Genomic DNA, 17913 nt, shown 5'->3' with positions numbered 1-17913 from the left:
TCCTTCTCTCTCTTATTCCGACTCGTCCACAAGCTGCATGAAGCCGTTCATCGAAGACTTGTGAACCGATTCTGCTGCAGGCTCGTCCCCAATCAGCCAATAACGCTTACGTTCGAATAATACCGGCGGCAATGGCTTGCGCTTCGGCTCATAGCCTGTAAGCCCCTGAAGGTCGCCAAGAATGACATGGGCATTCGTGCCCCCGAATCCGAATGCGGAAATGCCGGCACGACGCACCCCCTTCCGCTGCTTCCATTCATGCAGAGACACGTTGACATAAAAAGGCGAACTTTCAAAAGCGAACCGCGGATTTGGGCGGTCGCAATTCAATGTCGGAGGTATCTGTCTATGGTGCAAGGACAGAGCAACCTTTATAACGGAAGCGATTCCCGCTGCACTGAGCAGATGGCCAAAATTGGTTTTCACGGCTCCGAGGCCGCAAAATTGCGTATCCTCCGTGTCTTCTCGGAAGACGCGGGTCAGAGCCTTCAGTTCGATCGGGTCGCCAATCATCGTGCCCGTGCCATGCGCCTCGATATAAGAGATCGTGTCGGCGGAAATACTGTTTTTTTGCAATGCTTCCTTAATGACTTGGTATTGCGCTTCAGGATTCGGAGTCGTGACGCCCATCGTATGTCCGTCATTATTAACAGCACTCGATTCAATGACCGCATAGATGCGATCACCATCCGCTTGCGCCTGTGCAAGCGGTTTCAGCATCACGGCACCGCAGCCCTCTCCAGGCACAAAGCCATTTGCCTTCTCGTCGAAGGTGTGGCATAACCCGTCAGGCGACAATGCTTTGCCTTCGCTTAAAACCAAATACTGCGATTCGTCGATCAAAATATCCACTCCGCCCGCGATAGCGATTTCCGATTCCCCTGAACGAAGGCTTTGGCAAGCAAGATGCAAGGATACGAGCGAGGAGGAGCAGGCTGTATCTACGACGAGATTTGGTCCCTTCCAATTGAAAAAATGCGAAGCATGAGCGGCAATAAAATTCTGACCGATTCCGAGAATGGAATTTCGAGTCATATCAGGCAGCAGCGAAGCAAAGGATCCCGTCCTCGAACCAACGAATACGCCGACCTTGCGGCCGGAAAGCTCCTGCTTCGTATAGCCCGCATCGCTGATGGTCTGGACCGAAACCTCAAGAAACTGGCGCATCAACGGATCGATATAAGGAGCATCCTCTTTCGAGAATCGGAAGTATTCCGGATCCCAGTCTTCAATGCCTTCGATAAAGCCGCCCCACTTGCTGCTGCATTTCCCGCTTCGGTACTCCGGAGCGTACAGCTGATCGGCATTCCAGCGCGATCGCGGCACTTCGCTGATCGAGGATATGCCTCTGACGAGATTGCTCCAATAGGCGTCTTTATCCTTCGCGCCGGGAAAGTGGCAAGCCATGCCAATAATCGCGAATTGTTGGTCCGAAGCTGGTTCTCGGATTGCCGCCGCCGCCGGCTTGGAGAAGATGCTTTGCGCAAAAGGCTGCAGCTCTGCAAGCTCCGCATCTGCGAAGATGAGCTCCGCTGCTTCTGTTGCCGCATTCATCTTCGTCGGCGCGGCTGCGAACGAGGCCGGCTCCTGTACAAGCGCGACAGGCTCTTCGGTATCGGCGGCCGTCTCATCCAAGCCCGGATCGGCAGCGCCTATCAGCTCATCCAAATGAGAGCTAAGCATATGGAGCGTCGGGTTCTCCAACAAGGCTCCGGGATCAAGCTGTATGCCGAGCCATTCTTCGATTTTCTTCACGAGATCGGCAAGTAAGATCGAATCCACGCCGAATTCACCGAATTCCAGATTCTCATCCAGCTTGTTAAGCGGCAGCTTCAGCTCGCGGGAGAACAGATCCTTCAACTGCTTCAGCGAGCCGCTCCGTTTCTTCTGAACGACAGGCTGCTTCATTTTCTCGCTTGAATCAGCCTTGACAGCTGCTTTGTCCAGATCCTGCGTACCGTATAACAGACCGTTCAAATCAAATTTCTGCGCATCGACGACAGCAGGCATGACGCTCGCCTGTTCGGACAGTGCCAGTACATCGTCCAGCATAGCCAGTCCTTCAGCCGTCGTGTGCGACAGCAGGCCCAGCTTCCGATAGGCCGGCAGCTTGACTTCGCCCATGCCGACTTCCTTCCAGCTCGGCCACTGAACCGTTTGGTAGCAGGCATAGCCTTGGCTTCGTTGGTAAGCGGTGAACGAATCCATGAACGCATTGGCTGCCGCATAATCGCTTGCACCAACGGAGAGGGCCGGAATCACGCCGGAAACCGATGAATACAGCAAGAAAAAGTCGAGGGTGTCGCCTGCAAAAACATCATGCAAGACTTGCAGGCCGGACATCTTCGGTTCAAAAACCCGGTTCATATCTTCAATTGACTTGCCGATGAATGCCGGATTATCGTTTACAGTAATACCGGCCGCGTGAATAATGCCGCCGATTTCTCCGCCGGTTTGCCGAATCGTATTAAAGAACTGCTCCAACTTCGCCCGATCCGTCAGCAAGCCCGTGTAAAGCTCAACAGAAGCCCCATGGTCCTCAAGCTCGACAATGGTTCGGAGACGCCGCAATAAAGCCGGGTCTGTTAGGGAATCGTTCAATAGTCTGTCCCATTCGCTTCGATCCGGATAGGCTTGCAAACCCATCAATACAAGCTTGCGCGCCCCCTTCCTCGCCAAATGCTTCGCTGTCTCTGCGCCAATCCCTCGTGTGCCTCCCGTAATGACATAGGTTTTGTCCGGATGGATGGCTAACCTTTCGGCGCTGCGCGCCGTCTGCACCAATTGCGGCAGAAGCCGGCTGCCATTTCGGTAAAGCACCTCGCTCTGCGAATGGACAGCGGACCACTCCGTGCGTACAAGCTTGCGCAGGAGCTCCGCATCATGAAGCAAGAAATCGATATCAATCGTTCGGGCATTCAGCTTGCGGTACTCCGCGCCAAGCAGCTTGATGAAAGCGGCTATAGCGGCTCCAGCCAGCGATGGCGGCACCGAGGGATACGGATTCAGCCCCCGCGTCAGGTGCAAGATATGAAACTCTTCCTTACGCAGCTCCTTCAGCAGCTCTTGCAAAAAGGCCACTTTACCGAAAGACGGATCACAACCGGCGAAAGGAGTCGTATGAAGATCGGACAGATCGATTACGCCTGACCACGTTTTGCCGCTGCCCAGTAATTCCATAGCCGCTTGACGGGCAAGCGCCGGTTCGGAAACAGCCTGGTCGCTGATTATGTGCTTATCCACGGCTTGACCGTCCAGCAGCGCTTGGGCAAGTTCCCTTGTTTCACCGTTCACCAGAACAATGACGGAACCCTTCCAAGCTGCAAAGGATTCGTCAACCGATAGCGTTTGCGTATGCTCCCGCCATTGCTTCACCACAAGCATAGGCGAGTCATCTTCTGTGCTTTCGGCTACAGGAGACAATTTCACATTTAAGAGCCTTACGAACGGCTGGCCGGTTTCGTCCGCCAATACGATATGAAGTCGCCCATCCTTCATCCGTTGAATGCGGACATAAGCCTCTGCTTGCATCACGCCGAAGAGGTCGATGGATTCGACCGACTGTAGATAATGCGGCTTGTTTGTACGTTCTACTGACAGCAACAGCAAATGCCCGGCCATCAACGCTCCATCAAGCAATGCCGGATGCAGTCCAAAGGCTGGCGCGGAAGTCATCAAGGCTTGCGGCAGGCTAAGCTGGGCGAAGGCTTCCTCGCCGTCTTCGCTAATCGCGAACGATATAACGGTCTGCTGATTCGGATGAATGCGCCAGCCGTTCTTCTCCAGCTCCGGATAGAATGCAGCCGAAGCAGCGCCCTGCAGCTGTTTCCGAACAGCGGCGACATCGATGCTTTCTTTATTCTCCGCTGCGTTAGATCCAAAGAGCTTTGCTTGCGCATAGATGCTGCGTTTGCCATCCTTATTTGAGGTTACTTCACCATTCATTCCTTCGTCCGCCAGCTTCAGCGAGGTTCGCAGCGCTAACGGCGCCGCGGCCGCAATTGGCTGCGCAAGAACAAGCCCCTTCAGTGAACAAACGGCAGACTCCTCTGCAAGGGAGCCTGCCGCTCGAATCATTTCGATAATTGCGCCGCCGGTCAGTATTGGACGGCCAAGGAGCTGCTGCTCTTGAAGAAAGGCCTCCGTTCCGGCCAGCTCCAGCTCGAATCGCTGCTCCTTCATGACCGATGTGTTACGATCAATCAACGGATGCAGCTTCTTCACGGATACGAGGGCATCTTCCCTTGCCGGTGCGCTAACGCTTGCCGTCCATTCGTTCTTTTCGAACCAATAGCTTTCCTGTGCGAATGGATAGGTAGGCAAGGAAATACGATAATGCCGATTGTGCCCATAGAGAGTCTCCCAGGCAAGATCGAAGCCTTTCACATAAAGATCTGCAAGAGCAAGCAGCTTCTCGCGGTAGTCGGCAGACGACTCTGCTGCATGGACGGCATCCTGAAGCAGCTGCTTTCCGAATTGCTTCAGCGCCTGCTCCTGCTTGCCTCGGGACGTTTTCATCAGAGGGGGAAAATAGCCCTCATGCTCGCCTTTATTCCGCGCAGTCTGCAGCATGGCCTTCAGCTCGACGAGGCTGCGGGCGACGAACGCCGCACGATAGGCGTAGTGAGAACGGCCAACATGCAACGTATAAGCCATATTTGCAGGATCGCTAGCTCTTCCCTCCCCATCGAGCCAAGCGAGCAGCTTTTCCATTTGGCGCTCGACTGCCTCTTTCGACTTCGCTGCCAGCGTAAAGAGATAGGCAGGGCGATCCTCTTTCGCGGCAATCCCCTGTTCATGCGGCATCGTCTCCCGAATAACAAGATGCGCGTTTGTGCCGCTAAAGCCGAATGCCGAGATCGCAGCCATCCGTGGGCGGCCATCGCTCTCCCAATCCCTTAGCTCCGTATTGACATAAAAGGGAGAATGTTCGAAATCGATGTGCTCGTTCTCCTTGTGCAGATGAAGAGACGGCGCTATTTTCTTATGCCTCATCGACAGCAATACTTTAGTCAAGCCAGCAATTCCCGAAGCCGGCAGCGCATGGCCTATATTCGTTTTGACTGAGCCGATCGCGCAAAACTGCTTTTTGTCCGTATAACGAGACCACGCTTCCGACAGCGCTTGAACCTCGATCGGATCACCCAGCTTCGTGCCGGTGCCGTGAGCCTCCACATATGAAATATGCGACGGATTAATGCGGAATCGATCATAAAGCTCTCTTGCCAGCATCGTCTGAGAAGGGGCGCTCGGCGCAGTGATGCCGTTTGTCTTGCCGTCCTGGTTGATGCTGTATCCAGCAATGACGCCATGAATATGGTCGCCATCCCGGAGCGCGTCGGACAATCGTTTCAATACGACAGCACCGACACCTTCACCAGGCACGAAGCCGTCCGCATCGTCGTCGAACGTCTTGCAAAGGCCATCCGTTGAAAGCATGCCATTTTTGGCGAGGCCTACATAAAGCTTCGGCGATATGAGCAGCGAAACCCCTCCCGCTACCGCCATATGACTTGATCCGCTAAGCAAGCTTTCACAAGCGAGCGCGATTGCTGCCAATGAAGAGGAGCAGGCCGTATCGACAGACACCGTTGGCCCCTTCAAATTCAGGAAGTAGGGCAAACGGGCCGACAATATCGCGTTGCTGCCGCCCATCTGCACCATTCCATTCATTTCGCCATGATAATGTACGACGTATTCGCCGTCTTGGACACCGACGAATACGCCGCATTTCAAGCCGGCCAGCTCCTGCTCTGCATACCCTGCGTCTTCTAACGCTTTAAAGCCTTCCTGGAGAAAAAGGCGTTGACGCGGGTCCATATATTCTGCTTCCCGCGGCGTGATCGAGAAAAACAGCGGATCAAAAAAATCGATGTTCGGTATAAACCCGCCTTTTTTGCTATAGGAGCGGTCTTTCGCATTCGGATCAGGATCATAGAAGCTATCCATGCTCCAGCGCGACTCTGGAATATCCCGAATCGCGCTTTGTTTATTCGTAATGAGATTCCAGAATTCATTCACGTCGCTGGCGTCGGGATATTGGCCGGATAAGCCGATAATGGCTATTTCCTCCCATTGCTGCCCCGACTCCGAGCGCGGCGCCTCCGGTTGATGGATTGGAGAATCAGGTTCAAACGGTTTAGATGGACTCGGCAGCCTAGAAGCATCAGATAGTGAGGGTTCAGCTGGGCTCAGCCCCGACTGCTTCATCAGTCGAATGCCTTCTTCTGCCGAAATTTTATTGGCATAAATCAATTCTAAAATTTTACGTTTTTCCGTAGCCGACATGTTCAGCTAAACCTCCTTCTGTAGTTCGATCACCTGATCCACCGTCAGCTCGCCTCGCTCCAATCGCAGCAGTAGACCCATCATGTCTTGTTCCTCAGAGGCTGCAGAGGCTGGGGCCGGAACGGGGGCGATCAGTTGAAAGACATCCGCTGTCCTCCTGAGGCTTTCGCGAACAGTCATCCCAAATTCCCTCACAATGTAATCCGTCAAGGCACGTACATTAGGATAGTTGAACAGCTCGGTCGATCGAATATCCACGTTCAGCTTCTCTTTGATTTTCACTGTAATTTCGATTGATAGCACCGAATCGACCCCAAAATCCGTGTAGGGGGAATGGGTGTCCAGATCGCCCGCGTCCATTTGAAGCACATCACCCAGAGCGCCCAGAACAACGTCCTCCACCGCGTCACGCAGCTCGTCTTCATCCATAATGGCTTCTGTTTGCGCCAATTCTGAAGCATAAGCAGGCAATGGTTGTGTTTCCGATAGCCGAGCCCGACTTGCATGCTCCTCAGGGACATGCGTCATTCGTTGCAGCAGCGCCGGTGTCGCCTTCAAGGCCGCAACCTGTTCGGTGCGATGCGCGATGACTCTAGCAACCGCCTCCATCCCTTCATTCGGTCCAATAGACAGCAGCCCTACAGCTGCGAAACGCTCATTCTGCTCCTTCGTAGCGGCAACGCCTAACGATCCCCAGTAACCCCAGTTGATCACTTGAACGGGATACTTCACTCTTGTTCGCAGCGCTTGAGCGAAGGCGTCCTTAAAGGTGCAGCCTGCCGCATAATTGCTTTGACCAACATTTCCAGCTAAAGATTGGATCGACGAGAAAAAGAGAAGGAAATCGAGAGGCTCCTTCTCCAACGCTTTATACATTACCGCGCTTCCCGCTACCTTCGGATCGAGAGATTGTCGGAACGACGCTTCATCCATGTTGTCAATGACACGGTCGCGAAGAACGATCGCCGAGTGAACAGCGCCATGAATGACGCCGAATTCGGATTTAGCCGTTCGCACGGCCATCTGCATGCTTTCCAAATTCGTTGCATCCGCTTGAATATACAACGTCCTACCGCCGACTGCTTCCGCTTCGGCCAGCGCCCGCTTCTGCTCTTCCTTCAACGCAGAGCGGCCTATTAATACGATGCGAGCCTGCACTTCCTTTGCTAGGAAACGGGTTAATTCGAGGCCTATGCCGCCCGCTCCTCCAACGATCAGGTATACCCCATTTTGACGGAAAGGCGCTTGATTGACATGCTCCAGCCGCCTCTTTTCCAGTACTCGCCGGAAACGAAGCCCGCCTCGCAATACAGTTGCCTCGCCGCCAGGATCGGCAGGCTCAGCAACAACCTGCTGAGCAACCATGCGAAGCTTCTGCTTTTGCTTAAGCTCCGAACCGTCGATATCCATCATGGACACCCGCCAGCTCGGGTATTCCTTCGCCATGGACATCATCAATCCAAAGAGGCTCGCGGATTGCGGATTTATCAGCTCTTCATGATCAATGCCCTGCGCATTGCAGGTAATGACCTTCCAGTCCAGCGGCTTTAATGCATATCCTGCTGCCGAGAAAGCTTTTATAAGACGAAACATCGACAGTACGCCATATTCCTGGCTTGCATTCAGCTGGTTCATATCTAGCAGATCATCCGATTGGCCCGAAGAACCGTGCAGGAACAGCACGGATTTCAATGCCCCCTGAGCAAGAAGCCATGTTTCGAGCGCTGTTGCATCGGCCGTATTTAATTGCCAGCTTACGGCGGAATGCCGAATCGTTGTTTCCCCCAGCTTGACGGTTATCCATTCATCATCCGGATTCAGCTCCATAAGCGCCTGCTCCAGCCCCGTTTGAGGCATGTTGTGCAGCAGCAGCGCTTTGCCCGGTTGATGCTTTCTCTGTTCAATCGTACTTCGATCCGGCTTCCAGACCGGCGCCAAGAAAAAGTGTTCAAGCGTATCCGCTTGTGCATCCTTCTGTCTTTCGGTCTGATCCTCCGCCAGCTTGCCCGCTGCAATCATTCGCGGAGCAGCGATTAGCTTTTCGTCTGTTTGTACGGCGTCCGGTCTTTTTTTATACCAATGGCTCACTCTTGCGAAAGCGTAGCCCGGCAATGGGATGCGGCGCGGCTTCGAATCAATATGCAGCAGCCCCCAGTCGACTGCGATGCCCGAAACCCAAATTTGAGCGAGCTTGGGCAGCTTGCCGCGCTCTGTTATTTGACGCAGAAACTGTACTCCTTCCTCATCCTCAATCAACAGCTCATGCGCGTTCGAATCCTTCGCGCTGCCGCGGTAACAGCCCTCTCCGCGTTCCCCTTTAAGGAAATGCTCCAGCTTGCCGCACAGATCCTCAACCGATAAGGCTATAACAGCTAGACGCTCGTCTAACGCTTCCCTGCCTGTTTGCAGGGTAAAGGCCACATCGGCGAGACATATCGGCTCGGCAGGATCAGAGTCAGGACTGCTTGCAGCCGTATGGAAGCCGTAACGTGAAGCGAGTCGAGCCGTATAAGCATTCGTATAATGGTCCGACAGCGCTTCAGCCGTTTCATGCTCCGCGAGCACGCCCATTTCCAGCTTAATTCCGAAGGTTTCATTTAAGCGGTCAATCAGCTCAGTGAGCTTAACCGCATCGCAGCCATATTCCATGAAGGCTTCCTGCGCATCGATCTCATCGTCTCCAATATGCAGGATTTCAGATGCCGCGGCCACAATGTCGTTTAATACATGCTGCTTTAGGTTTGTACTGTCATCCTTGCTCAGAATGACGCCGCTAATATCCGATCTCCCGCTGTCTTGCGCGGCCATTGGCTTGCGGCGCAGATATGCGAGCAGTCTCTCCGCATTGGCCCTGAGCCGGTCATCCGTGCGTCCTGATAATACAATCAACTGCGGCGTGCGATGAGAGTATGAAGCTTCGACAGGCGCTTCATATTCCTCCAATAGGAGATGAACATTCGTCCCTCCTGCGCCAAATCCGGATATGCCCGCGCGGCGCGGAGCCTCCGAGGTCACACCGTTCAAGGCGATCATTGGACGCTCCCAAGGCTGCAGCTCCCTTTGGACAATAAAAGGTGTCGCAGCAAAATCAATATTCGGATTTAACGTCCTTGCGTGAAGCGACGGCGCAAGCTGCTTATGCTTCATCTGCAGCAGCACCTTCGTGACGGAGGCGATGCCCGCCGCCGATTCCAGGTGGCCGATATTGGACTTCACGGAGCCGATTGAGCAGAAAGCGGTATCGTCCGTCCATTGGCCAAACGCCTTCGATAGACCCGCAATCTCAATGGGGTCTCCAAGTGAAGTTCCGGTGCCATGCGCTTCTATATAAGATATCGTTCTTGCGTCTATGTCCGCCTTCCGGAGCGCATCCGATATGACATCGCCTTGGGCATTCGGATTGGGTACCGAATACCCGTTTGTTTTGCCGCCATGGTTGACGGCAGCGCCCTTCACGACAGCATAAATATGATCGCCGTCGGCAATGGCTTTCGAGAGCGGCTTCAGCAGCACCGCTCCGACTCCTTCGCCTGGCACATAACCGTCTCCGCCGCTGCCGAAGGAATGGCAGCGGCCGTCCGCGGACAGGAATCGGCCCTGCGCAAGCGCCGTATATTTATGCGGATGAGTCATCACGTTAACTCCGCCTGCTACAGCCAGCTCGCAATTGCCGAGCATAATGCTGTCGCAAGCAAGCCGAATCGCTTCCAGCGACGATGAGCAGGCCGTATCAATGGCGATGCTCGGTCCTCTCCAGTTCATGAAATACGATACACGGTTCGGAATGGACGAGAATACCGAGCCAAGATCAACCGGATTGCCTTGTGCGGTTTCTTCCACGGCATGGAGCTGGTATTGGCCGAACATAGCGCCGACGAATACGCCTACGTTGCCGCCATCCAGCTCCCGCTTCGAATATCCGGCGTCCTCCAGCGTATGCCAGGCTGTCTCCAGGAACAATCGCTCCTGCGGGTCGAGCGTATCGGCTTCCCTTGGTGAAATGTTGAAGAACAGCGAATCGAACTTGTCTACATCATTCACAAAACCGCCCCACCCGGAGTATGTCTTGCCTTTAACCCCTTTTTGCGGGTCGAAATAACGGCTGTGATCCCATCGTTCCTTCGGAACCTCTAATACGCTGTCTACGCCGTTCTTAAGGTTCTCCCAAAATTGCTCGAGGCTGTCCGCGTTCGGGTAACGTCCGCCGACACCGATGATCGCGATATCCCGTTCAAACGATTGAACCGCTGTCTCGGCGGCAGAACTTGCCATTACCGAAGCGGAGCCTGCGGCTAATGCAGTCGCAGACGGCGCCTTGCCCCTGCCGCCGGCCTCAGCAGACGCAATAAAACGATTGGGAATCCTTTGCTTAGACGGCTGCATGCGCGCATTCTCCGAAGATGGCCGAGCCTGTGCATGCTTTTGCTTGGAGGCCCGTGAAGCCATTTCCAGACCTTTCAGCCCAATAACTCGGTCCGCATGCTTCTCTGCAAAATATTCCGCAAGCGCATGCAAGTTCCCGTATTCAAACAGCAGCGTTTTCGGAAGACTTTGGAAGTCCTTCTCCAAACGATTGTTGAACTCCATGATCATCACAGAGTCTACGCCGTATTTTTCAAGCGGTGCTTTGGACTGGATGCGCGATAAGGGCAGAAGCGTAATCTCCGCAAGAATTTCCTTCAAGTATTGCTCTGCTCCAACGAATACCGCATTCTTCTCATGAACAGCATCCGATGGAAGAGCTTCCGGCTGCATATCCGCTGCCTCCTCCTCTAACGGCATCAGTGCCTCTGCCGCCGAAGCCTTGAGCACTCGGTTGACCTTGTTGACTTCTCCATAGATGACGGCCGCATGGTGAAGAGAAGTGTCCAGAATCCGCTCGAACGCTTCGAATCCTTGCCCAGTCGTCATCGGCCAAATTCCTGAATAGCTGTAGTACTTTTCCCCGTCCTCCGACGGAAGCTCCAATCCGCCGTCCTGCCATAGCGGCCAATTAATCGAAATCGTGCGGCCGTTGCGCGCTCCCTGCTCGTATTGTGCTTGCCGCCAGCTTGCGAAGCGGTCAAGAAACGCATTGCCCACCGCATATGCGCAGCCTCCGAAGTCGCCGACAAGCGCCGAGATCGAAGAGAACAAGACGAATAAATCAAGCTTTTCTCCAGCTGTTGCGGCATCCAGATTGAGCGTGCCGTTTACCTTGGCATCCAGCACTTGTTGGAAGGTAGAGCGCGTTGCATCGGTAACAAGAGTATCGCCCGTGATTCCAGCACAATGGAATATGCCGTTAAGCGTTCCGAATTGCGACTTTGCCAGCTCTACAAGCCGCATCGAATCTAGAGGTCGGCCAACATCCGCCCTTGCATAGACGGCCTCGCCGCCAAACGCTTTCAGCGCCTCTATCTTTGCTTGCTTCTCCGGCTGCAGCTCGGATCGTCCCGTCAAAATCAAGCGCGCTTTATAATGCTTGGCCAAATATTCAGCAAACAGCAGTCCAAGCCCGCCTGCGCCGCCGGTAATTAAATAGACGCCATGATGCTTCAGATGTGGCTGATCTCCGTTATTCGCCTGCTCCGGCTGGAGCCGGTGCAGGCCGCGCACGAAACGCTGCTCGCGTTCATACCGGATCTCCATGCCATTGCCCGATTGCGCCAGCTCCGTCTGCAGAAGCTCGGCTAACCGTTTCGGCCTTGCAGATGCATCGTCAATCTGTACCGTAACCAATTCGAATCGATGGTTGACGGGCACGATCGAATTGGCAAAGCCGGCCACCGCTTCTTGCTGCGGCACAACCTCGGCTCCGCTGTGCGGAAATACATAAAGACAGCGGCTCTTCAATTCCCATTCCATCGAAGTTACAGCTTGGAACAAGTACAGAAGCGAATAGAGTCCGAGCTCTTTCTGATCCTCCAGCCTGTCAAGTGAATGGCCGGTATTCAGGCTCCATGCATGAACAAATCGCGCTGGATGAATTTGCTGCTCGGCAAGATCAATCAGCAATCGCTCGTAATCGGCCGCAGAGGTCGGATCCAGCTCGAATACGCTGCCATTCTGCCGATAGGTTGAACCAGGCTGAACGAGAATCGTTGCCGAGCCTAAAACTTGAGCCAGCTTATGGTCATGCGCGAATAGTAGAATCGGCTCATTATCCATCTCTGCTGCAAGCTCCACGAGCGCCGGATTCCACTGCGGATAATAATAGAGCATCTCTCTGCCGGCGGCTTGTCCTGCTTCTTTGAATTTGCGGGTAGAAAAATCCCGAATCCGTACTGCAACGTCTCCCGTTTCGTTCAAGACCGCAATGTCGTACTTGACAACCTCCGCTTCAAGCGATGTTGTGGGAACAGCATAAGCATAGCAAGCCGCTGTTATTGGAGCATAGATCTCCATTCGTCCAAGCGAGAACGGTATGCGCAGCACTGGACTTCCGGACTTGCCGGATACAGCAGCGATCGCCCGGAAGGCGCCGTCAAGCAGCGAAGGATGCAGCCCCCAATTCATAAGATCGCTTCGCAGCACTGGCAGCAGAGAGAGCTTCACGAGACCCTCTTGATCGCTCCCGAACATTCTATCGGTCACTTGAAAGGCAGGACCGTAATCAAATCCCGCTTCTTCAAATAATCGATAAACTTCCTCTCGCGGCATCTGTACCGTGCAGCGCGACTTAATCGCTCCGATGTCGAGCTTCTCGGCCGCAACATCAGCCTCGCCATAGGTGAACCGGCCCTGTGAATGCACGATTTTATTTTCTTCAATCCAGCTGTAAACCTCATAAGCGACCGTATCCGCCTCTGGGAATAAGCCGATAAACAGCTCCAGCTCTTCCTGCATGACGACGACTGGCTGATACCACATCACATCCATGATGCAGGTAACCTTACGGTTGCCCGCAAGCTCGCCCGCTGCTCGAACAAGCTCCAAATAGGCCGCGCCCGGCAGCAGCTTTTGCCCGGAGACGATATGGTCGTGAACGAAAAACTCCTCTGCCCGAATGGTTTTCTTAAAGGCTTGCGCGGACAAGGTAGATACATTAACATCGATCAACGGATGCAAAGCATCGATCCGTGTTGACTTCATTGCTTCATTGCCTTGAATGCCTCCATTAACCCAATAACGTTCTTGGGCAAAGGGGTAAGCGGGAAGCGAGATGCGATTTGGAATTTCTCCATCATAGAGTCGATCCCAAATTGCGTTGGCGCCCATCACCCATTGTTCTGCTGCAATATCCAGCTTGCCCTCTTCGAGCGCGGATGCAAGCATCCGCTGCGCTTCCCCGGCTTTCGCGCCAAAAAAGCCGTCTGTGCAACCTTTCCATATACCTGATGTATCTCCATCGACATAACGGGCCAGGGTAGCAGCGGCTTCCGCTGCCGTTAGCGCAGGGAAGGCTATGCGGAATTCCATAGCTTCCCGTCCGATCTGAAGCGTATATGCAGCATCTCGCCATAAGGCCGCAGTCGAAGAAGCGCTTGTCTGCTGCCGGCCAAGGAATGCCAGCAGGCGACGAGCGCTTTCAAGCAATTGCTCCTCGCTGTGCGCGGACAGCACGAGCAGCCGCTGCTTCGTCTTAGCTGCATGCTCCTGCTTGGACGGATACTCTTCAAGTATAATATGCGCATTCGAGCCGCCGGCGCCGAAAGCCGAAACCCCTGCTCGACGCGGCATTTCGCGCATGGATCCGTTAACGGGCAGCGTCGGCCGCTTCCATACTTGCAGCTCCTGCTGAACGACGAATGAAGATTCCGCAAAATTGATTTTTTCATTCAGCACGCTGGAATGCAGCGAAGGCACGAGCTGTCCATGCTTCATTTGCAGAAGCACCTTCGTAATTGCCGCGATGCCTGCCGCGGATTCAAGATGACCAATGTTCGACTTGACGGAGCCGATTGCGCAGCTCATCGTTTTGCTGTCGCCGAAAGCTTTATGCAGTCCGTTAATCTCAATCGGATCGCCGAGCGAGGTTCCTGTGCCATGAGCTTCAATATACGAAATCGATTGCGGGTCGATACCTGATTTGTTCAAAGCATCTGTTATGACATTGCTTTGGCCGGTAGGGCTGGGTACGGAGAAGCCGCTTGTTTTGCCGCCCGAATTCACGGCAGATCCCTTCACCACCGCATAAATATGATCGCCGTCCGCGACGGCCTTCGACAGAGGTTTAAGCAGTACAGCGCCGACGCCTTCACCCGGCACGTAACCGTCGCCGCCTTCCCCAAAGCTTTTGCAGCTTCCATCGCTGGATGCCATACGCTGATTGGACAGAAAAATATATTTATTCGGGTGAATCGACAGGTTAACGCCGCCTGCCATCGCAAGATCGCTTTCGCCTCGGCGTATGCTCTCGCATGCATAATGAAGCGCGGTTAACGAGGATGAGCACATCGTGTCAAGCGCTAAACTCGGACCCGTGAAATTAAAGAAATAAGAAACGCGATTGGCAATGGATGAATACACGGAAGTGGGGGAGATGCTTGCCCCGTTCACTTCATGCGTCAACAGTTGATACTGAGCCCACATAACGCCGACAAAAACACCGACACGGTCTTTCGCCAGCCTCTCCCGCGTATAGGCCGCGTCTTCCATCGTCTCCCAAGCCGTCTGCAGAAAAAGACGCTCCTGCGGATCCATCATGACGGCTTCGCGCGGGGATATTTGGAAGAACAGCGGATCGAATTTATCCGCATCCTCGATAAAGCCGCCCCACTTGCTGTATATTTTGCCTAACTGCTGCTGGTTCTCGCTGAAATAGGAGGTATAATCCCAACGTTCCTTCGGAATTTCCGTAATGCCATTTTTACCGTCGCGCAGATTCGTCCAAAACTCGTCCAGGTTTCGTGCGCCTGGATAACGACCGGCCACGCCTATAATAGCAATGTCTTCCTCTCCGGCTGCAGGGGCGTCGGACATGTTGATAGGAGCAGACTGAGCAAGTTTGCTATCCGCTGAGATGCCTTGCGCTTCCAGCATCCGATGCCGATTCCCTTCCAAGACCATAACCTGCAGGTTCGGCATCCTCAGCGCTGCATCGAATGCCTGCAGCCCGCTTGCGTCCCGAAGAGCGATCATGCCTGTCTTGCTGTAAATCATTTGCGCCGTGACCTCGTCAACCTGCATGCCGCCATCCTGCCACAACGGCCAATTAATCGACAAGGAACGCCCTTGGCGGCTTCCCGCCTTGCGCTGTTCCTCGCGCCAGCCGGCGAACGCATCCAGGAAGCCGTTGGCATAGGCATAATCAGATTGTCCCATGTTGCCGACCGCAGCCGAGATGGATGAGAACATGACAAAAAAGCGCAGCGGCTCATCCTTCAATGCCTCGTCCAGATAAAGAGCGGCATTCACTTTGGGAGCGAGAACGGCATTCATCTCATCTCTTGTTTTCTTCGCCACGTAGGAGTCCTGAAGTATGCCTGCACTATGTATAACGCCATGTATCGCACCGAATCGCTTCTTAGCTTCGCGAACGAGTCTTTCAATATCTTTCCGTTTGGATACATCTGCCTGCACGTAAAGCACCAGCAAGCCTAAAGCCTCCAACCGGCTTATTTGCTCCTGCTTGCCCGCATCAAGCGCCGAGCGCCCGGCAAGGACTATTTTCCTCCAGCCTTGAGAAGCGAGATGCTTGGCGAACAATAGACCAAGAGCACCCAATCCTCCTGTGATCAGGCAGACATCCTCTAGTCCGGGCTTGCTGCTTGCATCTGCCTCAGTTGGATCAGAGTCCGCAAGTTCGAAACGCTTCACATAACGATGTCCGCTGTCCAATCGTATATCAACCGCTGCGTTATCGACAATTCCCCATTCATTGATCAGGTACTGAGCAAGCTTGCTTGCGCTAAGCTCGGGATTTGGCCGAAGTTCCACCGTTTTATAATTAAATTTAGGATTTTCCATTCGCAAAGAGCGATTAAAACCTGTGAGTGCGGCATACAGCGGCTGCGGCTCTTGATCCGTTCCCTCATAGGCATAGAGCAAAGCCGCAGCCGCTTTCGGATTCGCTGCCATGATAGCTTGAGTCAGGTTCATGACAGAGCGCAGCCCGCGATCCAGCGTTAACTTCAATCCATCCTCTAGTACGTTTCCCGAAGGACGCGCCCAATGGTAAATAATGTTCACCGGAAAAAGATCCGCTTTTTGAAGCTCTTTGATTAAACGATGATAGCCTTCCGCATGCCCAGGCTCAAGTTCGTAGTAGCGAGTATCCACTGCGCGATACCGGACGCCGGGCTTCACCAGTACGACATCATCATGGCCTAATTTCGCCTTCAGCTCGCGGAACAGCTCATCATTGTCGTCGAAAATCAGCACCGGACCGGAAACAGGCTGTCCCGCTGCTTCCAACCGTTCCCACACCGGGCTAATATAGACTAGCTCATCTGCCTGTACCTCCACCGAGCCGTCCCGCTTTTCCGATTGACCGCTGCCGCGCAGCTCCGCTTCGTAATTTTCCAACAAGTAAACAGATAGCTGCTTAATATTCGTATATTCAAACAACAGAGTCGGATAGAGCTGCTTGCCTAGCCTGGCTTCGAGCTTCTGTACGAGCTGCAGTAAAGAAGAGGAATCCAAACCTTGGTCATAAAATCCGGCTTCAGGATCAATAGACTCCGGCGGCTTGCCCAGCAATTCACCAATCAAGCTGCTCAGGAATAGCTCGATATCCATGTCCGCATTCGAATGAGCAGTCGCAGCGCTGACCTCGGCAGCTATAATAAGAGCGGTATTGGCTTGTGTAATTTGTTCAGGCAGCGAGCTGCGCATCGTCAAATTGTGAATCAAGCTTTCCGTCCGAACCCGCTTGGCTCCGAATTTAATGTAATGCGCGGTTTGACGACCCTCTCCATCATATAATTCCAGATCCGTGTATACGATGTCCGCAGAAGCGCCCTCTTCTATAGCTAATTTCGGTATGTACACATATTGTTTGTTCTGAAGCGGAGAGACCGCCCAGAATCGGCTGACGTAAATCGGAATGAACGGTTTGTTTTCCAATTGAGGCAGCAGGAAGGACAGCGTATTCGTCGCTCCGTCAATGAAGGCCGGGTGAAGAAAAAACTGATTCTGTACGTTTTTCGCCTTCTCCGAAAGGTCCATTTCTGCCAAATAATAGTCTTTTCCTTCATAAATCAAGCCTTCCGGCTTCATAAAGGAGTAATGAACGAGTCCGACGCTTCGGCCGAAGGCGTAGGACTCATCCAAATCAAATGTTCGTGTCGATTCCCTTTTAAGAAAATCGGGGTCGATCGTTTTCGCGACCAGCCCCGAAATGAAATGCAATTCGCATTGTAAGTTGTCTGTCCATTCCTGCTCCAGCACAACATCGCCACGCACACTGCGGCTTTTTGCGGTGATTAATCCATGATCCTCTTGCTTGCTCATTTGAATCAGAATCTGTTGATCGAATTGATCCGTTGTAACGACCGGCTGTTTGAACAGGACATTGCGCAGCTCTACCCTCGAGTGGTCATAGCCCTCTTCTGACAAAATACGATATACAAGGTCAAGGAAACTCACGCCAGGCAGCGTGTGAACACCATGAAGGACATGATCCGTAACGACATAATCGTCGTTGCATACTCTCGATACGAATTCAAATTCGTTAATTGCCGCCATTCTAATCACCCCATT

General features: G+C 53.5%; 1 protein-coding gene and 1 pseudogene. Both read right to left on the bottom strand.

Translation table 11 applies throughout. From position 1 onward, the window contains the following. Positions 1-12: 12 nt before the first annotated feature. Complete coding sequence (locus J2T14_RS05735) at positions 13-6288, bottom strand: beta-ketoacyl synthase N-terminal-like domain-containing protein (RefSeq protein ID WP_307468798.1); 6276 nt, start codon at positions 6286-6288, stop codon at positions 13-15. Positions 6289-6495: 207 nt separating this feature from the next. Continuing rightward, positions 6496-17862 (bottom strand): annotated as a pseudogene (locus J2T14_RS05730) (SDR family NAD(P)-dependent oxidoreductase); the annotation flags it as partial. Positions 17863-17913: the final 51 nt, after the last annotated feature.

The sequence above is a fragment of the Paenibacillus harenae genome (assembly GCF_030812415.1).
Classification (GTDB): Bacteria; Bacillota; Bacilli; order Paenibacillales; family Paenibacillaceae; genus Pristimantibacillus; species Pristimantibacillus harenae_A.
Note: the sequence above shows the minus strand (reverse complement) of the source record. Positions and strands in the feature narration are given on the sequence as shown.

Coding starts and splice junctions, on each gene's coding strand:
- J2T14_RS05735 (WP_307468798.1), bottom strand. CDS start 6,288: ATGTCGGCTACGGAAAAACGTAAAATTTTAGAATTGATTTATGCCAAT.